General features: G+C 43.4%; 25 protein-coding genes and 1 riboswitch. Of the genes, 15 read left to right on the top strand and 10 right to left on the bottom strand.

What is annotated here, in order from left to right; translation table 11 throughout:
• Positions 1–168: 168 nt before the first annotated feature.
• Positions 169–843, top strand: coding sequence for a DUF421 domain-containing protein (locus JSY36_RS16970; protein ID WP_236785051.1), 675 nt, complete (start codon positions 169–171; stop codon positions 841–843).
• Positions 844–906: 63 nt separating this feature from the next.
• Entirely contained in the window at positions 907–1,422 is a 516-nt protein-coding gene (locus JSY36_RS16965) for a hypothetical protein (RefSeq protein ID WP_205167257.1), read from the top strand.
• A 67-nt stretch (positions 1,423–1,489) separates the two neighbouring features.
• On the opposite strand, the gene JSY36_RS20730 is transcribed toward JSY36_RS16965, so the two are convergent.
• On the bottom strand, positions 1,490–1,615 hold the full coding sequence (locus JSY36_RS20730) for a hypothetical protein (RefSeq protein WP_272873318.1): 126 nt from the start codon (positions 1,613–1,615) through the stop codon (positions 1,490–1,492).
• A gap of 240 nt (positions 1,616–1,855) precedes the next feature.
• Between JSY36_RS20730 and JSY36_RS16960 the strand changes: the two genes are divergently transcribed.
• Positions 1,856–2,749: an STAS domain-containing protein gene (locus tag JSY36_RS16960; protein WP_205167256.1), complete on the top strand. Its 894-nt coding sequence runs from the start codon at positions 1,856–1,858 to the stop codon at positions 2,747–2,749.
• A gap of 218 nt (positions 2,750–2,967) precedes the next feature.
• Positions 2,968–3,630, top strand: coding sequence for a CAP domain-containing protein (locus JSY36_RS16955; protein ID WP_205167255.1), 663 nt, complete (start codon positions 2,968–2,970; stop codon positions 3,628–3,630).
• Between the two features lie 440 nt (positions 3,631–4,070).
• Here the strand turns inward: JSY36_RS16955 and JSY36_RS16950 are convergent, their stop codons facing one another.
• Entirely contained in the window at positions 4,071–4,886 is an 816-nt protein-coding gene (locus JSY36_RS16950) for a TerC family protein (RefSeq protein WP_205167254.1), read from the bottom strand.
• 157 nt (positions 4,887–5,043) lie between these two features.
• Here JSY36_RS16950 and JSY36_RS16945 point away from each other — a divergent pair, with 157 nt between their 5' ends.
• The 11 genes from JSY36_RS16945 (at position 5,044) to JSY36_RS16895 (ending at position 14,229) form a co-directional block, all read left to right on the top strand.
• Entirely contained in the window at positions 5,044–5,520 is a 477-nt protein-coding gene (locus JSY36_RS16945) for a GNAT family N-acetyltransferase (RefSeq protein WP_205167253.1), read from the top strand.
• A 148-nt stretch (positions 5,521–5,668) separates the two neighbouring features.
• Complete coding sequence (locus tag JSY36_RS20865) at positions 5,669–6,523, top strand: GNAT family N-acetyltransferase (RefSeq protein WP_205167252.1); 855 nt, start codon at positions 5,669–5,671, stop codon at positions 6,521–6,523.
• Between the two features lie 20 nt (positions 6,524–6,543).
• Positions 6,544–7,170 (top strand): histidine phosphatase family protein, encoded by a 627-nt coding sequence (locus JSY36_RS16935; RefSeq protein ID WP_205167251.1) that lies wholly within the window; start codon positions 6,544–6,546, stop codon positions 7,168–7,170.
• 32 nt (positions 7,171–7,202) lie between these two features.
• Positions 7,203–7,907 (top strand): aspartate/glutamate racemase family protein, encoded by a 705-nt coding sequence (locus JSY36_RS16930; RefSeq protein WP_205167250.1) that lies wholly within the window; start codon positions 7,203–7,205, stop codon positions 7,905–7,907.
• Positions 7,908–8,040: 133 nt separating this feature from the next.
• Entirely contained in the window at positions 8,041–8,676 is a 636-nt protein-coding gene (locus JSY36_RS16925) for a hypothetical protein (RefSeq protein WP_205167249.1), read from the top strand.
• 20 nt (positions 8,677–8,696) lie between these two features.
• A complete protein-coding gene (locus JSY36_RS16920) occupies positions 8,697–9,239 on the top strand; it encodes a GNAT family N-acetyltransferase (RefSeq protein WP_205167248.1) in 543 nt (180 codons plus the stop codon).
• A gap of 61 nt (positions 9,240–9,300) precedes the next feature.
• Positions 9,301–9,434: riboswitch (TPP riboswitch) on the top strand.
• A gap of 116 nt (positions 9,435–9,550) precedes the next feature.
• Entirely contained in the window at positions 9,551–10,153 is a 603-nt protein-coding gene (locus JSY36_RS16915) for a YkoF family thiamine/hydroxymethylpyrimidine-binding protein (protein WP_205167247.1), read from the top strand.
• A gap of 16 nt (positions 10,154–10,169) precedes the next feature.
• Positions 10,170–10,775, top strand: coding sequence for an ECF transporter S component (locus JSY36_RS16910; protein ID WP_205167246.1), 606 nt, complete (start codon positions 10,170–10,172; stop codon positions 10,773–10,775).
• Positions 10,756–12,450 carry an energy-coupling factor transporter ATPase gene (locus tag JSY36_RS16905; RefSeq protein ID WP_205167245.1) on the top strand — a complete coding sequence of 565 codons (1,695 nt, stop codon included), beginning with the start codon at positions 10,756–10,758 and terminating at the stop codon, positions 12,448–12,450. Before JSY36_RS16910 ends, JSY36_RS16905 begins: the two co-directional genes overlap by 20 nt.
• Positions 12,443–13,222 carry an energy-coupling factor transporter transmembrane component T family protein gene (locus JSY36_RS16900; protein WP_205167244.1) on the top strand — a complete coding sequence of 260 codons (780 nt, stop codon included), beginning with the start codon at positions 12,443–12,445 and terminating at the stop codon, positions 13,220–13,222. The genes JSY36_RS16905 and JSY36_RS16900 overlap by 8 nt, the downstream gene beginning before the upstream one ends.
• A 134-nt stretch (positions 13,223–13,356) precedes the next feature.
• The gene (locus tag JSY36_RS16895; RefSeq protein WP_205167243.1) at positions 13,357–14,229 is read left to right on the top strand and encodes a hypothetical protein; all 873 of its coding nucleotides are present in this window, start codon (positions 13,357–13,359) and stop codon (positions 14,227–14,229) included.
• A 22-nt stretch (positions 14,230–14,251) separates the two neighbouring features.
• Here the strand turns inward: JSY36_RS16895 and splB are convergent, their stop codons facing one another.
• The 8 genes from splB to JSY36_RS16855 form a co-directional block, all read right to left on the bottom strand.
• Complete coding sequence (gene splB / locus JSY36_RS16890; protein WP_205167242.1) at positions 14,252–15,280, bottom strand: spore photoproduct lyase; 1,029 nt, start codon at positions 15,278–15,280, stop codon at positions 14,252–14,254.
• 71 nt (positions 15,281–15,351) lie between these two features.
• Positions 15,352–15,603: a transcriptional regulator SplA domain-containing protein gene (locus tag JSY36_RS16885; RefSeq protein ID WP_205167241.1), complete on the bottom strand. Its 252-nt coding sequence runs from the start codon at positions 15,601–15,603 to the stop codon at positions 15,352–15,354.
• Positions 15,604–15,759: 156 nt separating this feature from the next.
• A complete protein-coding gene (locus JSY36_RS16880; protein ID WP_122896171.1) occupies positions 15,760–16,131 on the bottom strand; it encodes a phasin family protein in 372 nt (123 codons plus the stop codon).
• A gap of 22 nt (positions 16,132–16,153) precedes the next feature.
• Positions 16,154–17,800, bottom strand: a complete 1,647-nt coding sequence (locus tag JSY36_RS16875; RefSeq protein WP_205167240.1) for an ABC1 kinase family protein — start codon at positions 17,798–17,800, stop codon at positions 16,154–16,156.
• A 362-nt stretch (positions 17,801–18,162) separates the two neighbouring features.
• Positions 18,163–19,578 carry a PTS system trehalose-specific EIIBC component gene (gene treP / locus JSY36_RS16870; RefSeq protein WP_122896173.1) on the bottom strand — a complete coding sequence of 472 codons (1,416 nt, stop codon included), beginning with the start codon at positions 19,576–19,578 and terminating at the stop codon, positions 18,163–18,165.
• A 393-nt stretch (positions 19,579–19,971) separates the two neighbouring features.
• Positions 19,972–20,961, bottom strand: coding sequence for an ABC-2 transporter permease (locus JSY36_RS16865; RefSeq protein ID WP_205167239.1), 990 nt, complete (start codon positions 20,959–20,961; stop codon positions 19,972–19,974).
• Entirely contained in the window at positions 20,951–21,826 is an 876-nt protein-coding gene (locus JSY36_RS16860; protein ID WP_205167238.1) for an ATP-binding cassette domain-containing protein, read from the bottom strand. The genes JSY36_RS16865 and JSY36_RS16860 overlap by 11 nt, the downstream gene beginning before the upstream one ends.
• Positions 21,816–22,211 (bottom strand): GntR family transcriptional regulator, encoded by a 396-nt coding sequence (locus tag JSY36_RS16855; protein ID WP_122896176.1) that lies wholly within the window; start codon positions 22,209–22,211, stop codon positions 21,816–21,818. Before JSY36_RS16855 ends, JSY36_RS16860 begins: the two co-directional genes overlap by 11 nt.
• Positions 22,212–22,282: the final 71 nt, after the last annotated feature.

Below are 22,282 nucleotides of genomic sequence, written 5' to 3'. Positions count from 1 at the left end.
GTGCAGTGAGCGTAAATAACACCTGAGTTTAACAGAGATTTTATTATATAGCCGGATTCCCGATAACCAGTCAAATGATCCGGCAAACCAGCCTGAGACCACTTCGATACATAGGATCACCCCTGAAAGGAGACCCTAATTCAATATGTATAAGGGCAGGTGGGACAGTTGGACAGCCAAATTACGGAAGTTGTAATCCGGAGCTTTGGTGCGTATACCATTCTTTTGATTATTAACAACATGCTCGGGAAGCAGACTTTGTCACAGATGACCAATCATGATTTTATTACATCCATCATGATGGGAGCGATCGCCGCCAATCTTGCCTTTGATACTCAGGTCAGCTACTGGCACTCCTTTATCGCCCTTTTAATTATCGGAGGAATCGGGTATTCGACCACGTATCTTTCCATGAAAAACCGAGGTGTCCGTAAGTGGTTTTCAGGATCACCGTCAGTGTTTATCGAGAATGGAAAAATACTTGAGAGCAATATGAAAAAACAGAAGTATAATATGGATTCCCTCAATCAGTCACTGAGGGAGAAGAATATTTTCAATATAGAGGAAGTTAAATATGCTGTTTTGGAGCCGGACGGTCACCTCTCCGTTATGAGAAAGGAAAAAGGGGCGAATTTATTCCCGGTCGAACTTATAATGGATGGGAAAATTGTAGAAAAAAACTTAAGGGACATTAAACTTTCCGAAGATTGGCTGATTAAGGAAGTGAGCAGACGTGGGTATGCGGTTAATGATGTATTTTACTGCGTCCGTGGGCCTGATGGGACACTTGCTTTTGATTATAAGGATGACAGGCTTAAGGCACCGATTGACCGTGAGCGGTAGGCAAGCACCCTTCCACTTTTCCTGACATAGTTTATTAAGAACTATTTGAAAGGGGAGGGCACTGTGTATAACGACGACAGACAATTTCCTGGCGGGATTTATTCATTCCTGTTACCAGGGCAGCAACAACAGTTTGGACCTTCAGGACAACAATTCGGACCACCTCCATTCGGACCGCCACCAGGACAGGGGGGACCGCCATTCGGTCCACCACCAGGGCAGGGTGGGCAGGGGGGCCCGCCGCCGTTTGGACCGCCGGGACAGGGACAGCAAGGAGGCCCGGGGGGACCTCCTCCAGGCCCGCCGCCATCGACACCGCCGGCACAAATGCAGGCAGGTCCGGCAGCTGCATCCGTTCAAGGAGCTGGAGGAGCTCAGGTATTTGCAGTTGATCCCGGATCATTGTATGGATGTTTGTTCCGCTACACCTACATCCGTTTGATTACAGGTCAGCGTTTCTGGTTCTGGCCGGTATTTATCGGCAGAACTTCCGTTGCAGGGTGGCGCTGGAGACCACGTGAGTACCGCTGGGTTTATACCGGCTTTGATACGCGCTTAATTCTGTCATTTTCATGCTAAGAGGTTTTCAACTGTCATAAAGAAGAAGTCCCGAAAGGTAACGCGCTTTTGGGACTTTTTCAATTAGTCATTCAAAAGCGCTTTCTGAGTATGTCAGTTCATAGCTGTTGCTGTCATCCGCTTCTTGGAAGTGATCGGCTTTTTTTACGTCAGGGACTGTGAGACCGATGAAGGAGACAGATCGTGGATACATGAAAAACCTCTTTTAGGTAAAATGGTTGACCATACATGTATATACCTTTTGTTTTTCCTTTTTTTAACGGCAAAATGTTCTCGTATTACGTGTAAATATATGCCATAATTAATCCTGTCGATCTATTTTATGTTTAGATTAAAATTAATGTATTTTGTTTAAAAAACAGGTTTAATTAAGTTTCGTTTGAGGTAAAGGCTTAGGATATCTACATTAGAGATAAAGCGGGAGGAAAGAAAGATGATGAGCGAAAATCATATGGTTAAGATAGGTGAGGCGATTATTGAAAGAAGTGAGGAACTTTCAATCCGTCTTTCCCGGGAGCATGATGGCAAGTACAGCTCCTCCCAAAATCTCAGTTATTCTGCTGAAGAAACCATTGAACATCGTAAAGGCTTTTTTGTTTTGCTTGGAGAAGCATTGCTGACCGGGGATATTGAAGAAAAATTAAATCAGGTTTATATGTGGGGGAAAAATGCCGGGAAAGAAGCTGTCAAGCATGGAATTTCGGCAGATACAGCTGTATTAAGTTTAAACCCCATTAGAAAAGCGCTTTATGAAGCAATCAGAGAAGAGTTCAACAAGCTCGGCTTAGGATTCGATGCTTATTTTGATGTTTCGGACAGGCTGGATCCAATTATAGATCACGCTGTTTATTCATTTACCCAGGCGTTTGTAGAATATAATGACGAAACGTTTTCGCAGGCACAGGATGAACTTTTAGAGCTTTCTGTTCCTGTTGTTCCCTTGACAGGTAATGTGGCTATACTTCCTGTAATTGGAACGATTGATACATTCAGATCCAAAAAGATGCTCGATCAGGCCCTGGAGAGAGGAACAGAACTCGGTCTCTCTTATATGATTATTGATCTTTCAGGAGTACACATGATTGATACTGCCGTAGCTCATAATCTTTTCCAGCTGAACGATGCCTTAAAAATTGTAGGGATTAAAGCCATTATCAGCGGATTGCGCCCCGAGCTTGCGCAAACAATTGTAAGTTTAGGCATTTCCTTTAACCATATGACCGTTACGAACAGCCTTGAGCAGGCACTGATGAAAACCGGCTTGACGATTCAGCCGGAGGATACAGTTGAGACTAAAGAAAACTTCAAAAAAGGTTTGCTTATATAAAAAAATGAAGCACTCGCGCCTTGCGGGTGTTTTTCTTTGTTTTTTGTCCGTCGCAAAAGTATGAATATTGTTTACATTTTCAAGAAATGAATGATAATAAATGGCATTTACCTCAATCTTTAGCTCGATTTCTAGGTTTTAATCACTGGAAATCCTTTCCCTTTGCACACAATACGGAATTCTTATGGCATAATGATGTCCGTGGAGGTGTTGAGTACATGTTAAAAAAACTCATTTACTCAGTATTGGCTGTTGCAGTTGCAGTTCCTTTGGTTGTGGGGAACACAGCGGAAGCGAGCTCAACTCATACAGTTGAATCAGGAGACACATTGTATAAAATTTCTCAACAATACGATGTAAGTCTTTCTGATATTATTGATGCAAACAGTGACATCGATAACCCGGACATGATCTACCCAGGGCAGCAAGTGACATTGCCTTCTGCTCAATCAGCTCAGCAACCAAGTCAAACGTCTGAGCAGACTTCAAGCGAACTTAGTGAGTTCGAGCAGGAAGTTGTTCGTTTGACGAATGAAGAGCGTGCACAGCACGGCTTACCTGAGCTTGAGATTGCAGAGGACGTTTCAGAAGTTGCTCGTGATAAGTCGGCTGATATGAGAGATAACAACTACTTTGATCACAACAGCCCGACCCACGGAAGCCCGTTTGACATGATGCGCAGCTACGGAGTAGATTACAACGCAGCTGGTGAAAACATTGCTGCAGGTCAGCAGACACCAGAGCAAGTTGTCGATGCTTGGATGAACTCTCAAGGTCACCGTGAAAACATCCTCAGCAGTAACTACACTGAAATTGGTGTAGGGCACGTTGAAGGCGGACAGTACGGCCACTACTGGACACAAATGTTTATTTCTCGATAAAGAGATTGCAAGAACAATAGATTATCATGTTAACCTGAGCACCTGCCTCCAGAAATGGAAGCAGGGTAAGCTCGGGTTTTTTTATTGTGTTTTTAATAGAGAGGGGGATTTTACTGAAATTTGCTACCGGCTGAAAAAAAGCTGAAATATAAAATGCCAGGCCCGTTAATGTGGATCTTTAATTGAAGAATGACCTCATTCATGTGTGAAAAAATATAGCGAAAGAATTCAACGTGTTTTTGATAGAATTAATGGCATTTTCGGTAGAAAAAATGGAATTATTGATAGAATTAAGAACGGTTTCGGCAGAATTAAATACAGTACCGGCAGAATAAACAATTAATCCCGATGGCAATCCCCCAATCCCCAGCAATCAATTCACATATAACATAAGCAGCCTTAAATTGTCGGGGGACAGACCCCGCACAATTTCGCACAATTTAGAGGAGGTTGTCTTCGGTTTGGAGGGCACGGTCTGTTTCAGGGTTATCGGGTCCGGGGGGCACCGCTTTTGTGAGGAACCAGCCTCCGATCGCAATAATGACCAGTACAGACCAGAAGGTTATCTTCCAAGGAGTGGATTCCGGAAACGAATGTGGAATAACGGCAACATCAGGATGTGCAAGGGTAAAGACCACCAGCTTTACACCTACCCATCCAACGATGAGAAACGCTGCAGTTTCAAGTCCGGGTCGTTTGTGAAGGATACGAACAAAGTAGGTTGCTGCAAATCTCATAATGATCACTCCGATCAATCCCCCTGTTAATATGACGGCAAACTGACCCCCGTCCAGCTCCCCGACGTTCGGAAGCGGGGTCGGAGACAAGGTCAATGCGAGGGCAATGGCCGCAAGAATAGAATCAACGGCAAAGGCAATGTCTGCAAGCTCCACTTTCAAAACGGTCATCCAGAATCCCGATGAGCCCTTTTTCTGTGCAGCTTTTTCAAGCTTATTTCCGTATTTTTTAAATACATATTTCTTAAATAGATGATTACAAGCGATAAACAATAAATAAGCGGCTCCGATAGCCTGGACCTGCCACACATTTACGAGAAACGATATAGCAAACAGGGATAAAAACCTGAAAATAAAAGCTCCTGCAAGCCCATAGAACAATGCTTTTTTTCGTTCTTTTTCCGGGAGGTGCTTTACCATAATGGCAAGAACGAGAGCGTTATCTGCAGCTAAGATTCCTTCAAGTCCGATTAATACAAGCAGAACCCATCCGTATTCCAGAAGAAGTGTAAGATCCATAATGAGCAGCCTCCTTCTTCCTACTTTGTCCAACATTTTTGAAATTAGTAGTAAGATTACACAAGTTTAATTTGAATTTTTAGAAAATAGACGATAATTCACCTAAATTATGGTACGATTAATTACAATCATGCGTTATAAAGTGAGGTGAACTCGTTTGTTTGATTGGAAGTGGATGACGAAAGAGGACGCGTTGACAATTGCAAACTGGGAATACGAAAAACCTTACGACTTTTATAACATGAATGAAGATTCGGAGGACTTGGATGAGTTTTTGAATCCGTTTAACTGGAAACACATGTGTACAGCTTACATGGATGGCAGACTTGCCGGTTTTGCAGTTTTTAAGAGGTCCGATGAAACAAATGAAGTAGAAGTAAGCCTGGGACTCAGACCGGATCTTACGGGAAAAGGATTCGGTACTGCGTTTGTTGAAGCAACAATGGACAAGGCGTTTGAAAACGGCCATGTGGATGTTCTGGTAATTAACGTAGCTGCGTTCAATGAAAGAGCAATCTCTGTTTATGAACGTACAGGTTTCAGGAAAACAGCGGCTTATTTGCAGAAGACCAACCAAAGCTCCTATCCATTTGTGGAAATGAAAAAGGTCTCCAAAATGGAAATAAGTAAATAATTTATGATGAGAGTATCTCAAAAGTAGATTGGCAATGGCTAGGCTCATTGCTTCGAGGTTGATCCAAAGGTAAATACCTGCCTTTTGGGTCAACCTCTCTTCACAACCTGAGAGAAAGAAGAAGCGCGAAGAAGGTGAGGTGATAGAGGTGGCTTTAAGAAAGTTTGATTCCCCTCGTGAATTTTTACATTATACTGAAGCCTTTCTTGAAGAACGGGAAGCAGTCCATAATCTTCCGCTCGGACTGCTTGGAAGGCTTATAAAAGACGAAGATGTAAACAAAAAATATGAGAACCGTAAAGCCCCGTTTATGGCCGGAAGTACAAATGGAAGGTTCTGTATGATTCAAACACCTCCATTTAACCTGATCATTGCAGGAAAGGAAGAAGGTGTCCCTGATGCCGTTTCCTGGCTGGTAAACCAAGGGATTGATATGCCGGGTGTAACAGGTGAAAAAGAATTAACATTTGCTTTCATTGATGAATGGGAGAAGCAGACAAAGAAAAAAGGAAAGCCTTTTATGCGTCAGCGGATTTATAAGCTTGAAAAGGTAAGGGACGTCATAAGGAAGAACGGTACTTTAACCGTGGCAAAAAAAGAAGACCTTTCCCTTATTACGGAGTGGGTTCAACTCTTTCATAAAGAAGCCCTGACACCAATCAGTAAGTCGGAAGCAGAAGACTTTGCCGGCAAATCAATTGAACAAAGAACAATCTATTTATGGAAAAATGAAAAAGATGTACCTGTTTCCATGGCAAAGAAAGCCCGTGAAACAAAAAACGGAGTATCTGTAAGTCTCGTCTATACCCCGGATCAATATAAGCGTGAGGGCTATGCTACAAGCTGTGTGGCTGCACTTAGCGAACATCTACTTAATGAGGGATATTCGTTTTGCTGTCTTTACACCGACCTGGACAACCCCGTCTCAAATTCAATTTATACAAAGATAGGGTATGTACCTGTAGCTGATTCCATTGATTATCGATTTGGATGGGATAACTGACGTAAAGCAGGGAGGCAACTATGTTATCACTTTATTTTACAAGACATGGTGAGACAATGTGGAACCGTGAAGGACGCCTTCAGGGCTGGCATGACTCGCCACTCACAAAAGAAGGAGAAAACATCGCAAAAAGTCTGGGCCATTATTTCAGGGATATCCCTCTTTCTACAATCTATACAAGTACGAGCGGAAGAACGATTCGAACAGCTGAATTAATTAACAGTGGACAAAAGACCCCGATCGTACTTGATGAAAGACTAAGAGAAATTCACCTTGGTGAATGGGAAGGAAAAACAAGAGAGGAGATTGCTTCAGGCTACTCAAAAGAAAGACTTGAGGCGTTTTGGAACAATCCTGAAGCCTACAAGCCTGCAGGAGGAGAAACCTTTTGTCAGGTTGAGAGCAGAGTGAATGATTTCATCAGTGACATTTACAGGAACCATCAAAATGGGCATGTGCTGCTTGTTACTCACACAGTAATTGTAAAGCTTTTGCTGAAACGGTTTAAAAACAGGATGCTCCATCAATTATGGGATCCCCCTTTTATACACCCGGGATGTTTAAACCTGGTTGAAATAGACCGGAACAGACAGATGAACGTCCTTCTGGAGGGAGATTTGAGTCACGAAAAATATTATGGCAGCTGACAGGTGCTGGTTAATTCAAGGGAGGACAGTCGATGAAGACGATAGGTGTAATTGGCGGTATGAGCTGGGAATCAACGCATATTTATTACAGGTTGTTAAATGAAAATATAAAAAAACGGATGGGTGGTCTCCATTCTGCTGAATGCATTATTTACAGCGTTGATTTCGCACCTGTGGCTAAAATGCAGGAGGAATCAAGCTGGGGAGAAGCAACCGAAAAGCTTGTTGGGATTGCAAGAAATTTGGAAAAAAGCGGTGCAGAGGGTATTGTAATCTCGTCTACTACTATGCACAAACTTGCCTGCGGGATTGAGGATGCTGTTTCCATTCCCCTTATCCATATCGGAGATGCACTGGCAGAGAGTGTAAAACTTCGCGGCACTGATAAAGTTGCCCTTCTGGGAACCCGCTATACGATGGAAGAATCTTTTATGACCGACCGGTTGGAACAACACGGGTTACAGGTGATAACGCCTGAAAAAAATGAACGTGAACTCATTCATCATATTATCTTTGAAGAGCTTTGTGTCGGGAAAGTCCGTGATACGTCAAGAAAGCGTATGCTTGAAGTAGTAGAACGGCTTTATGAAGAAGATGTACAGGGTATTATTCTTGGATGCACGGAACTTCATATGCTGATCAATCAGGAAATTGTAGATCTCCCTATTTTTGATTCAACCCAGCTTCATGTCGAAAGAATAGCCGATTTTATGCTTGATGGAGTGGATGTCAGATAATAAACGGAAACGTCATCGTGTTATCAGGTGCACAATTCTTTAGAGGAGGGAATGCGCCTTGAAGAGATGGATGATTATTCTGTCATGTGCTTTCTTCATGGTTTTTGCAGGGTGTTCACAGGAGGAACCCGTGATGAATTCGGATGCGGAGGAAACGGCATATGAAGAACGGATAGGAGAACTTGAAGAGGAAATAAAGGCTCTGTTATCAGAGCTTGATGAAGACCAAAAAGAACACGATCTTTCAAAACAGGAGTATCAGGAAAGAATTGACGTGCTTGAGAGCAAGCTTGCTGAGCAGCAGAATGGACTGGAAGAAACAGAATCCGGTGTCAGTCAATTTCAACTGTCAAATGAGGAAGATTTCTATACTCAGTTCTGGTTTTCAGATGACAAAACCGACATAGAAGAAGAATTGGGGTTTGAGCCTGGAATAACGGATTGGCAAACCTTTGCTCACGAAGGAGATGATCATGAAGGTGACGGCGGTTTATCCATTTCGGCACTTGCTCTTGACTGGATACGTGAACGTGAGCTGGATGTTCACATGGATACAGAGGAGGAACTGGCTTTTCGTACACAGATAAATTACGAGTCAGGCATCGGAAAGGTATTGGTCCTGCTTTGGGGACTGAAGGATGATGCTGTTGCCGGTACTGATTATCTGCTTCATTTTAACAGAACAGAAGAGAAGTGGAATCTCGAAGAAGTGGAAGTGAGGCACTACTGCAGGCGCTCGGTTACAGAAGACAGGGCTATGTGCAATTAAAGAATCAGAGGGGAAAAAGCATGTTTTACTATACAATAAATGAAGTTACAAAGCTTGAAATCCTACAGGAAAAACACGGTGACGCTCTTTTTGCTTTAACAGAATCAGGAAGAGAATATCTCAGCCAATGGATGCCATGGGCGCCTGATATTAAAGGAGCGGAAGATACGAAAGCGTTTATCCGCTCTACTTTAAAAGCTTTCGGAAACCAGGGAAGCTTGTCCTGTGCCATTATTTATAAAGAGGAAGTTGCAGGAGTTATCGGTTTTCATGAGATTGATTACCGCAATAAAAAAACGAGCATGGGTTACTGGCTGGGAGAGGGATTTCAGGGGAAAGGTATCATGACTGAAGCATCACGGGCTTTTGTTCAATATGCCTTTAATGAAATCGGCCTGAACCGCCTGGAGATCCGTGTAGGTGTCGAAAATAAAAAAAGCCGTGCTGTTCCTGAAAGGCTTGGGTTTATGTATGAAGGAACTCAGCGGCAGGTGGAAGTCGTGAACGGACGTTTTATTGATCATGCCCTTTACGCCATTTTAAAGGAAGACTGGAAAGGATAATCATTTGGTGGTTTACAAGAAAGGGATTTTGTGGTTAGAATACAACTAACAACATATTCCGCGATCGCACTAGGGGTGCATAAAGAACTGTTCTTACACGGACAGCTCAAATAGCTGAGATTCAGGTGAAAATCCTGTTAACCCTTTGAACCCGAACTAGGTAATACTAGCGTGGGGAAGTGCAGTAGACGTCTTTAGCGTAATTGCGCTTTATCTTTCTGACTAACACTGCATTTCTCACTTTGAGAAATGCAGTTTTTTATGTTTTTGCGGCCGGACATGTTGAATACGATCATAATGGAGGATACAAAATGCAAGGTTTAAGCTGTGGTACAAGCAGAATCGTAGGATGTCGTTTTTCCATCTATCCGATGGCTGACAACTTCGTAGACATTATTATAGGAGCCCTTAAAGAAGTTGATACGAGTAAAGTGTGGATGAAAACAGATGATGTCAGTACATGTGTAAGAGGAAGAAGTGAACATGTTTTTGATGTTACAAAAGCAATCTTTACCCATGCTACAAAAACAGGTGTTCATGTTGTGTTCAATGGTACCTTTTCGATCGGCTGCCCGGGGGATTCAGAGGGAGATACGTACATGTCGGAAAGTGATGAACGATTAAATGAAGAAGCAAGCAGGGTTGAAAAAGTAGAAGTAGCGACACAGTTTGCTCTCTATCCCCTCAACAACCCTGACTATATGCAGGTGATCGCCGACCAGGTTGGTGTCGCAGCCGACCACGGAACATTTACGAAAGGTGTTCATTATGCGAGCCGCCTGGATGGAGATGTACACGACGTGTTTCAAAGTTTGGAAGAAGCCTTCGTAAATGCATCAAAAACGGACGATCGCAGCCACGTAACAATGACAGCTGCAGTTTCTGCCAACAGCCCATCAACGAAAGACAACTAAAAGGACGGTGCAGCTAATGTCACATGCATGGAAACTACGAGAAATTGTTTTAATGTCCATATTAGGCGTCGTGTTTGGCGTCATCTACCTGATGTTTTATTTCTTCGGTCAAGGTCTTCGAAACGTTCTTGCCCCGTTTGGTCTTGGGCCGTTTGGCTACGAAGTGATTTTCGGGATCTGGTTTATCGTTTCAATCATTACCGCCTATGTGATCAGAAAGCCGGGTGCTGCATTGATCTCGGAAACCATTGCAGCTACAATTCAGGTGCTGATCGGAAGTCCCGCCGGACCCAGGCTGATTGTTTCAGGTCTCATTCAGGGACTGGGAGCAGAAGTCGTCTTTGCCGCCACCCGGTGGAAGAATTATAACCTCAGCGTTCTCGTTCTGGCCGGGGTTTCAGCAGCCATTTTCAGTTTTGTATGGGGCTGGTTTATTTCCGGGTTTGCTGCCTTATCCACTTCGATGGTCCTTGCCATGTTCATTGTCCGCTGCATAAGTGGTGCACTGCTTGCGGGGCTTCTTGGTAAGTGGATCAGTGATCAGCTGGCAAACACCGGCGTATTACGAAGCTATGCCCTCGGAAAGGAGTGGCAGGCAAAGCGTGAACAAAAAGCATCGTAACCGCACGCTTGTAGAAGTGGATAACTATTCCTTTGACTACGAGGAGAACAAGGATGATCCTCTTTTTAAAAACCTGACGTTTTCCATAAAAGAAAAAGAAACCATCCTTTTAATGGGGCCCAGCGGGGCAGGAAAAAGTACCCTCGCTCTCTGTTTAAATGGATTGTATCCCGAGGCTGTGGAAGGATGGGCTGAAGGAGACATTTGCTTTAAAGGAAAGTCGATAAAAAATTTCAAGCCGGGTGAACTCAATAAGCGTATAGGGGTTGTGTTTCAGGATCCTGAAAGCCAGTTTTGCATGATTACCGTTGAAAATGAACTCGCCTTTACTATGGAGAACCTATCGATTCCAACTGAAGAGATGGACGACCGGATGGAACTTGTCCTGCAGGCAGTTGGGATGACTTCAGAGCGCAAGAGAAATATCCATGAGTTATCCGGTGGGCAAAAACAGAAGGTCGCACTTGCTTCTGTTCTTCTGCTTAATCCGTCTCTTCTAATCCTTGATGAACCGACGGCTAATCTGGATCCGGCTTCCAGATATGAGTTTATCGGACTCATTGAGAAGCTTAAGCGGGAATGGGGAATGTCTGTATTGATTATTGAACACCAGCTCGATGACTGGATTGCTCAGACCGACAGGGTTCTCGCGATGAACAGCAGGGGCGAGGTGTTCATAGACAGTCCGCCACGGGAAGCTTTTTACGGACGCTGTACAGAGCTGGAACAAGAAGGCATCCACCTTCCAAAAGTCGTCAAAACCGCGGTGAATATGGGTGTTGAGGCATTTCAGAAAGAGCCTCTTACAGAAGAAGAACTGGGGTTGCTTTTGATGGACAATCCGGGAGTTCAGGGAGAATCGGGTGAGATTAAAGCCGGCGTTAAACAAAAATTCAATGGAAGTATTATCGCCCTTAACGATTTGTATTTTCACAGGAAAAAGAAGGTTCCAATCCTATCAGGAGTAAACCTTGAGGTGAACAAAGGGGAATTTATCGGGATTGTCGGTGAAAATGGAGCAGGAAAATCAACGTTGCTTCAAATTATGGCTGGGATCCTGACACCGCAAAAAGGTGAACGGCGCTTTATAGACAGAGATTATGAGAAGTGGGGACAACGTGATTTGCGCCGAGAGCTTGGCTTTGTTTTTCAGAACCCGGAACATCAGTTCATTGCAGATACTGTGTATGATGAGATTTCGTTTGGAATGAAACTGAACGAAAAGGATGAAGGGGTCATTTTGGACCAGACAGAGGAACTTATGCGGAAATTCCATCTTGAAAAAAAGAAATGGGCGAATCCATTTTCCTTAAGCGGCGGGCAGAAAAGACGGCTGAGTGTTGCCACCATGCTTGATGAAACCCCCGGTGTTTTATTATTTGATGAGCCCACCTTTGGGCAGGATGCTAAAACGACGAAAGAGCTCATGAAAATGGTGACCGATCTACGGGACCAGGGGACGGCTATCGTGTTTGTGACACATGACATGGATCTGGTGGATCGTTACTGTGATCGTGTTTATGTATTAAATGAAGGAAAGATCGACTTTGATGGATCACCAGCTGAACTTTGGAACAACCGGCAGCTCATAAGAGAGGCAAAGCTTCGTCTTCCATACAGGGTCCGCATCCAGGACAGGAAAGAAGTCAAAGAAGAGGTGGCTGGTCATGCTTAGTACGATAAATCCTACGATGAAAGCTTTGACGATCTTTATTCCGGGACTTCTCCTTGCCTTTGTATTTGATCCGTTCACGCCGCTGGTTTATCTGATATTTACAATTCTGATAACCTTTTTACTTAGTGACTTGTCAGTGAAACGGTGGCTGCTGATTTTCGTACCATTTGTATTCGTTGCTCTCAGTTTTTCATGGATGACGATGCTTTACTCAAGTGATACTTTCAGCGACGGAAATGTTTTGTTTTCATTCTGGTGGTTTGAAGTAACGGAAGGGAGCATGATAGTAGCGGTAAGTCTGGGACTACGTTCATTATGTCTGGTTGCCCTCTCCCTTATGTTTGTGCTTACTACTGATTCCACAAAGTTCATGCTGAGCCTGATGCAGCAGGCTAAACTGCCGCCTAAACTCACTTATGGAATACTGGCGGGATACCGTTTCCTCCCTACGTTTAAGCATGAGTTTGAGGTTCTTCGCCAGGCACACAAAATCAGGGGTGCAGGAAGAGCAAAAGGTGTAAAGGGCCGCATTCGGCAGTTTCGCCGCTATGCCATTCCTCTCCTTGCAAATGCCATCCGCAAGGCAGAACGTGTTGCTGTAGCCATGGAATCAAAAGGTTTTACCGGCTCTACAGAACGGACTCACTACCATAAAATGAGTATTAGAAAGAGGGACTGGATGTTTTTCTCTGCCTTTGTATTCGTTTTCTTTGTAACTGTGTTTGCTTCCTATCTTTTCGGTTATTTAAATATCTTTGGCCGGCAGTTCTGAAGTGGAAGAGGCCCCCGGGAGTGCAATGCTTCCGGGGCTTTTTTGTATTGATGGATTAAAAACAGCACTCAAGGCTCTTTATAATCCCGGAATGATAATCGTAACGAAGAAGGTGAGTTTTCAGAGGGTTTTAATTGATTGATCTCGAAGAAGACAACAAATGTAAACTGGAGGCGTTTCATGTGAACAGCGAACGTGATCAAAGGATACCGGTTCAACGGGAGAAAGTGAAAAGCCGTATGGAGGAAGATCTGATCTGTGACGAGAACGTGATTGGACTGTATTATGGCGGTTCAGCAGCAGCAAATAATATGGACCTTTATTCAGACCTGGATGTCAGGGTAGTTGTCAAAGACCATTCGTTCCAGTCTTTTATCCATAATAAAAATGAGCGGACAAGAGGGTGGGGGACTGTATTGTTTTTTGAGGATCCGGGCAGTAACGTGCCTTATACCATTGCTCATTATAAGTGGTTTTTTAAAGTAGACCTTTTCATTTATAAACTTAAGGATCTGCATCCTTCTCCGTGGCTGAAAGGAATAAAAATCATACACGACCCTTGTGGAGAAATAGGCAGCATACAAAGGGAATCGGCTGCATTAACGATTCTGTTTACCAAAGACGACTTTCATAAGTGGCGGGGAAAGACTCTCGCTTATGTACATGAAGCTTACCGGCGGACTCACAGAGGGGAGTGGTACTACGCCAGCCAGTGTATCGATTCGATCAGGTGGTCAATTGCAGCAGGCTGGCTTGTGGAAATGGGACATCTGATGAATGGAACGATGGACTGGGCAAAAATCGAAGGAAGCAGAAGTCCTCTTACCCCTAAGCAAAAACACATTCTTGCCTCCTGGGAGACAAAACGATCTCCAAGTCACCATAATGAGCTGTTAAAAGAAATGGTGGAGCCTTACCTTGAAGTAGAGAAGAAGCTCGCCAGTCTGGTAAATGAAAAAGATAGAACGGGTGAATCGAAAGACATATGGGAAATGGCGGTTTATTAAAGGGTTTTAGCTTGAATGTGTTTCATGTGAAATATTCCAGTTTGGCACTTGGAAAGTATTTGTCAATGTAGCTGTTGAGTGTTTCTTTTAAGTCTTCCTGCTCATCTTTTTGATAAATGTATTTTCCGATTCCGTATTTTCCCCATTTGTATTTTCGCTTTTCCTCGTCAAGTTCCAGCTTGGTCATTGGATAGTTTTTCTGAATCACACGTTTTGCAGGTTTGGTGAACCGGTGCTGAATCAGCTCAAAGGTAAGATCATCACGAGCCCTGCCCGAAAGCTCTGCATCCAGTTTCTTAAACATCTCTTCGTAACCCTGCTTCCACCCTTCGTGAATATAAAGAGGAGCTACGATAAAACCGAGCGGATACCCTGCATTTGCTACTTTACCTGCAGCCTGGATACGGTAATCAAGAGGTGAAGTGCCCTGCTCAAAATTCTTGATTACATAATCGGCATTGATACTGAAACGGAATCTTGTTTTCCCTTTGTGATCGGCATCCAGTAAATGATCAACGTGGTGGTATTTAGTCACAAACCGGAGTTTACCGTTCTCAGAATTACCAAAGTATTCAATGGCTTTTTTCAGTGAATGGGTAAGGTGATCGATTCCTACTATGTCAGACGTGCATGCCGCTTCAAACCTTGTGTCCTGGGGAGCCCGTTCACTCATGTACTGCTCGGCCTGATTAAAGATATCTTCAAGATTGACGTATGTCCGGATATAAGGTTTATCTCCCATGGTTGTCTGCAGGTAGCAGTACTGGCAATGGCCCATACAGCCGGTAGCAAGGGGAATGGCATATTCTGCAGATGGCTTTGAGGTGTCAAACTTCAGTGTTTTTCTGACTCCGACCACAAGAGTAGACTTTGCATTCCGGTACTTTTGAAGATGGTTTTCGCCCGGTATGTTGCGTACCTGGTTATGGGAAGTGGTTTTGCGAATCTCTACACCCAAATCCTCGAATTTCTTTTTTAACTCAGCACCCAGGGGGTATTCTAATGCTCCCGGTTCAATATATACGAGCTGAGGCATGAACGGTTTAATCACAGGTTTTCACACCTTCCTAAAAAAGTTAAGTTTACAATATCTCTTTACTTCAGCTGCATCACAGCTAACAGCTAATATAGATCCTCATCCTGAGGAATATCAAAATACTGATTATACATTTCTTCTGCTTCCTGATAACTTGTGTACATGGCATATTCATCTCTTAATGGAAAATGTTCTTCAAAAAGATATAAACTCATTCTCCCCGGATTATGAGGATCTTCAATTATCGAAGCCTCCTGTATCTGAGCGACATTCTGTGTGTGCGGATTCCGGTAAATCACATATACCGTGTCTCCGGAGGTTAATTCAGAAATATTCATCAAAACTCTCCCTTTAACTGTATTACGTATAGGTTGAGTCAGGTGAGTATTCTTATACCAGCTCATATCTGTAATATATTGTAAAGTATACAAAAAAAGAGACCGTCCGCTAAGGGGAACACCCGAAGTGAACAGTCTCTTTACATTTGATTATAGTTATTCGTTTCTGTCCGGGTCTTCGTAAGGGACAGGGTCATTCTCCACGCCGGGCTCGTTTTCACCGCTGTTTTCAAGTGAAGCCACTCTTGCATCAAGCTCAGCGATTCGCTGTTCGAGAGCCGTAACTTCAGCCTTTGATGCAATATCCAGATCACTGAAGAATTTTTGAGCCTTCTCCTTTGAACGACGGTTCCAAGTTTCTTCAGTCTGAGTTCCTTTCTTCTCGAATTCCTTCATCATTTCATTTGCTTCATCGGGAGTTACTTTCCCTTTGACAATCAGCTCCTGAAAGTATTTCTCAGCTTTTTCCTTACTCGTAATAGCGGCACCAAGTCCGATTAAAAATCCTTTTTTCAATAGATCACTCACGATTATCACTCCTTATAAAATTTCAATCATTATTCTCTCTGAATCCTGAAACCCAGCGTTTATGAAGATACAAAAACATGATCGTCGAACCAAGTCCTGTCGCGGAAAGTGCAGCAGTTACACCAAACAGATTTTGAACATCCATAATGATGCTGAGAAACAAAAAGATAAGGCTGATCAGAAAGGTAAGGCTCGAAATACCGATAAACAGAAGGTAGCGGTGGTGATCGTATCCACGCCATTCCCTCCTGGTTTCGGCCCGTCTTGCATATTTTGGGCCCTGCAGCCATTCATTTAAGTTACGGGGCACAGCCAGTAAAGGTTTCGCCGAATCTTTAAGAACCTGGAACTGGAGGCTTCCTTCTTCTTCCTCGGTATCGTTAATCCAATCCTGTACTACAGGTTTCCCGAGTTTTATAAAATCAATTTCAGGATCAACAATTGTCAGTAAGCCTAAAGCGATGGATGCTGCCCGCCCGAGAAAGGCAAATTCCGTAGGAAGCTGGATCGGCTGCTCCTGGACGAGTTCCTGAATGTCTTCAAAAATCTCTCCAATCAGCTCCTGGTCCACAGTTCCGACACCGTTTTCCAGATACGTTTCAACAGATTGTCGCAGGATCGCCTGAAGCTTGTGCTTGTTTGCATGGGGGAGGAGAAAGCCAAGCTCCCCCAACTGCTTCACTACAAGGGCATAATCTTCAAGGACAAGTCCCTGGACCACTTTTCTTAACATAAGAGCATCCTGTTTTTTTATAACCCCGACCATTCCGAAGTCAAGTACTACCAAAGTTCCATCGCTCTTTACTAAAATGTTTCCCGGATGAGGGTCGGCATGAAACATCCCATCTTCAAGGAGCTGATCCATAAAGAACTTAAAAACCTTCTCAGCCAGTTGTTTTTGATTAATGTTATGTTTTATTAGAAAAGACGTATTGTTCATTTTTTCAGCGTCTATCCATTCCATTACGAGAACACGGCGGGTGGAGAAATCCTCAAAGTAATGGGGGATATACAGCTCGTTGCTGTCATGGAACCGCTTCTTGAAATAAACACCGTTTTTCAGTTCCTTAGAGAAATTAAGTTCATCACTCATCACCCTCACCAGCTCTTTGTGAAGGGATTTCAGATCTGCCTGCTTACCGAATTTAGTAAATCGCTTTGCGATCCATAATACAATCCGAAGGGCTTTAAAGTCTGTTCTGAAAATCTTTTCAATATTATGGCGCTGGATCTTGATGGCTACTTCTTCACCGTTATGTAACCGCCCTTTATAAACTTCTCCGATCGAAGCGGAAGCAACGGGTTGATCACTAATTTCCACAAGCCAGTCACCTATATCACGTCCCCATTCTTTTTCCAGGATCTGTCTTGAAATCCTCGCCGGAACAGGAGGAACACGGTCGATCAGGTCTTCAAGTTCTTTGAGGAAAACTTCAGGAAACAAATCGGCCCTGGAGCTTAAAAACTGTCCGGCTTTAATCATAAGGCCTTCCAGCTTAATCGCTTTATCCCGGTACTCCGCTGCTTGTTTCTTTAGAAGCTCCTCCCACTTTTCACGGGTAGCAGCGTCCCAGTGTGTGTGGCGTTTGTTGAAGAAATAAAGCTGTGCAAGAAATTTAATGAACATCGTAACAATAACGAAAATGCGGTATAGTGAATTATTCTTCATCGGCTGACCTCCTGACTGCCCCGCGCATCATGCTAAAACTACCTATTCCCTTAAACGTGCTCAGATATGTCACAGATTTATGACTTTTGTCAGGGATTTTACGTTTCTTCGGTTATGCCTGAAAGCCTCTTGTATACTGCCGGGGGTCTTGTCTGTCCCTCAAGACCGGTCTACTCAACGATTAGGCTCGACGCGAGTCCGCGTCAATGGAGCGTATTACGTTCAGCACAGTGGAGCGTTAATGAAGGATAATAGTACCTTCCCAACTTTATTTTCAGGGCAGCCGATACAATAAAAATTATTTATACCCAATAGAAAAAAAAGCACCCAGCCTGTTAAAGGTTGGGTGCTTTCTTTCTGTTCTATACTTCTTCTTTTGTAACGAATTTTGCGTACAGGAATGTGAGTGCAAAAGGAACAACGATTGCAATGATCATACCGATAAAGAATGACATCCAGAAATCAGGAATGATGGAAAGTATTCCTGGGATACCGCCGATACCGATGGAGTTGGCCAGTACACCGTTAAGGGTGATAAACATACCCGCTGTTGCCGCACCAATAATCGCGCAGATGAACGGAAACTTGTAACGGAGGTTAACCCCGAACAACGCAGGCTCCGTAACCCCAAGGTAGGCAGAAACAGATGATGTAAGGGAAAGACCTTTCATGTTTTCATTACGTGTGGCGAACATAATAGCCAGTGCAGCAGAACCTTGGGCAATGTTGGAAAGAGCCAAGATCGGCCACAAGAATGTTCCATTTCCGGTACCTACGAGCTGAAGGTCTACGGCCAGGAACGCATGGTGCATTCCGGTAATAACAAGTGGAGCATAAACTGCTCCGTATAACAGACCTCCAATGGCAGGCAGACTTGAGAAAAGCCATATAAATCCGCCGGTAATAGCATTGGCAATTGTAAATGTAACAGGACCGATAACAATGAATGCAAGAAAACCGGTAATAAGCAAAGCCACAGGTGCAACAACCAGCATTTGAATGCTGTCCGGAACACGCTTTCTTAAGTAAATATCAATCTTAGCCAGAACCCAGGCGGATACAAGTACAGGAAGGACTTGTCCCTGATAGCCGATAGCTTCTACCTGGAGGCCGAATAAGTTCCAGGTTGGAACGTCTCCTTCAGCACTTGCATCTGCATATTCCCAGGCGTTAAGTAAGTCAGGGTGAACAAGGAATAAACCAAGTACAATACCAAGAAGCTCACTTCCGCCAAATCGTTTAACTGCCGACCAGCCGATCAGGGCGGGCAGGAACACGAAGGCAGCACTGGCAATAATATTAATTATTTCAGCGATTCCGGCCCATTGAGGGTAACGCTCTACAACGGATTCAGCAAAGAAAATCCCTTCTCCTGTAAGGATGTTGTTAATCCCGAGAAGAAGACCAGCTGTTACGATTGCCGGCAGGATTGGAATAAAGATGTCAGCAAGCATCTTAACGCCTCGCTGGAGCCAGTTTTGCTTGGAAGCTGAAGCCTCTTTAACATCGTCTTTTGTTGCTTCGCCAATCCCGGTCATGGCTACCATTTCCTTGTAAACCTTATCTACCGTTCCCTGGCCGATAATGACCTGAAACTGCCCGTTCGTGGAAAAAGAACCTTTGACAATATCAATGCTCTCCAGTTTCTCTGAATCCACTTTTGATTCATCTTTCAGCGACATTCTAAGCCTCGTCACACAATGTGTGGCTTTTTCAATATTCTCTTTGCCGCCAATGGCTTCGAGTATTTCTTTCACTTGCTTTTCATATTGAGCCATTTTGCATCCTCCTTAAAATTACGATTTCGTTATAAGTAAGTGGAAGTAAAAGGGAAGGTAATCGTTTTCATAACCGGGCTTAACAGAGCCTGTCTCATAGATTTCCCTATGACTGAGCGATTATGAGCAAAAGAAAGGCTCGCTCCTTTATACCTCTGAACTTGCCATGTTAAACATTTGAATCAAGCTTTTGGCTGAAATTTTGTATATACAAGTATCTCGTGAACATTTTCTATTTTATCTTGTATATACACGTTTTGCAAGCGTTTTAATATCGATTTTCGACAAAAAATGCCGGAAGTGTTTTTTCCCCGCTGCAACAAAGCTTCTGCCATGAAAAATGGGTGAAAACGAAAGCGTTTTACACCTTCGTTTTCACCCTGTAAAGTAAGACTATTTATTTTTGACCATCACATTCATTTTTAAAAGCCTTCTGGCGATGAGGAAGCTGAAAATGGTAAACACCGCGAAACCTAACCAGTAAGCAGTAATCTGAAAGTCAGTCATGCCCCAGGGAACAATGGCAGAGACAATCATGCCTCCCAGCAAGGCGAAGCACGCAACAATTCCAACCAGAAAGACAGGGTGGAGCTGTTTAAAGATGAGGAATTCGCCGTTATGCTCAACTTTGTTGCGTTCATAAAGGAGGAAGCCCCCGATCAGGGTGGCGGCAATCCAGATGATCCCGAGCAGGACCGGGTTTGCCAATTCCTCAGCAGGATTCACAAAGGCAAACAATAATGGGGACACATATGCAAGCCATAAAGGCGGGTTCCAGTTAAACCCGAAGTGAAGGTCTGCAAGGTAACCTAAAAGAACGAATGCACCGTAGGGAAAGATGGCAAATATAAAAGTCAGAACCACCTGAGTAATCATCTCTCCTGCAATCGTACCGATAAACATGGCAAAGGAGAAGAACAGGATATATCCAAGCAGGGGTGTGAGAAACAGCTCCGTCAGGGTAAATGAACCCAGCCGGGAGGCAAACTCAGATGTTGCGACAATGGCATAGGCTGTGAAAAAGGTAACTGCATGAAGAGTGGCTATGATTAATACACCATAAATCCATTTGGCAAAAAATATGTCCCTTCTTTTAAATGGCAGGGAGAAAGTAAAATCATTACGTCTTGTGTTTCGTTCAATCCCTATTAAAAGCCCTGCGAAGATCGCGGAGGCAAAAAGAATGAATACAGGCAGTGTACCGCCTATAAAAAGCCTGTAAACTTCATAAGCTGAATTACTGTACATGTAAGAATATTCACGCCAGTTTTCGAGTGTAATCATCGTCTGGAATGGAAGGTGGACGGCAAAAATTATTGCGAAAATCCAGACAAGCATTTTTGATTGTTTATAATTTTGTAACCAAAGTGCCTTATGAAACAAATTCTTCGCCCCCTAACTTAACTACAAACACATCCTCCAGGCTCATAGACAGTTCTTCATAGAGAAGAGGTTTCTCATCTAAAATCACCGCTTCAGCATCGGATCCGTTCTTTTCAATGATAATGGTATATACTCGGCCGGTTTGATTTAGGATACTCACTTTTCTTTTAATCTTTTCAGGCATGTAATCGGAGAAAACAACCTGAACTTTTTTGTACATGCTTTTCATTTCATCCAGCTCGTAGTGACTGTCTACTTTTCCATCTTTAATCATAATGATGTCATTTGCCATGAATTCCAGTTCATCAAGCCTGTGAGACGAGATAATAACTGACACGTCGCTGAGGGCAACTTCTTCCACAAGGATTTTAAGTACTTTCCGTTTTACGATGACGTCAAGACCATCTGTTGGTTCATCCAAAATGATATAACGGGCCCGTGTTGAAAAAGCGACCACAAGGGAGAAGAGAGCTTTCATTCCTTTTGAATAATTGCCGATCTTTTTCGTTTCAGGAAGGGAAAAGCGTTCCATCAATTCGTTAAAATAGTCATTGTCAAACCGGGGATAGACAGCTTTATATAACCTTACGAGCTCCTTCGTGGAATAGTTCTTCAAAGCTTCGGACGAATCAGGAACAAAAATAACGTCCTGCTTTGTTTCGGGGTTTTTAAAAATACTCTTGTCGCCGATTTTCACATCACCCCGGGTTGGATCGAGAATGCCTGTCATCGTCCGTAAAAGGGTGGTCTTACCTGCTCCATTACGCCCTACAATGCCGACAATACTGCCGGGTTCAATATTGAATGTAATGTCTTTAAGTATCTCATTCTGATGAATTCGTTTAGAAAGATTTTCAACTCTCACGGTTTTCTCCCCCAATTTCCTGATAAAACTCTTCAATCCACGATTCAACTTGTTCTTTTTCTATGCCAACGTAGTGGCTGTCGATAACGGCTTGTTTTAATGCCTGTTTGATTGCTTCTGACTTCCGCGGGTCGTGGGTGAAATGAAAATCCTCTGAAATGAACGTTCCCCTGCCGCGAATGGTCATAATCACCCCTTGTCTTTCCAGCTCTTTGTAAGCTTTACTTACGGTATTCGGGTTGATCACAATCTGAGAGCTCAGTTCTCTTACAGAGGGAAGCTTTTCTTCCGGCTTCAAAAGGCCCTTCGCACACATCTCTTTAACCTGATGGATGATTTGTTCGTATAAAGGGACGTTCTTTTTAGGATCAATATTAAAATACATTAATTCACCACCTTGATTGTTTCATTCTGTGTGATGTGTGTATTACATTTGTTAGTACACTTGTAGTTTAT

The sequence above is a fragment of the Alteribacter salitolerans genome (genome assembly GCF_016901055.1).
GTDB classification, from domain to species: Bacteria; Bacillota; Bacilli; order Bacillales; family Salisediminibacteriaceae; genus Alteribacter; species Alteribacter keqinensis.
This window is presented reverse-complemented; position numbering and strand designations above follow the sequence as displayed.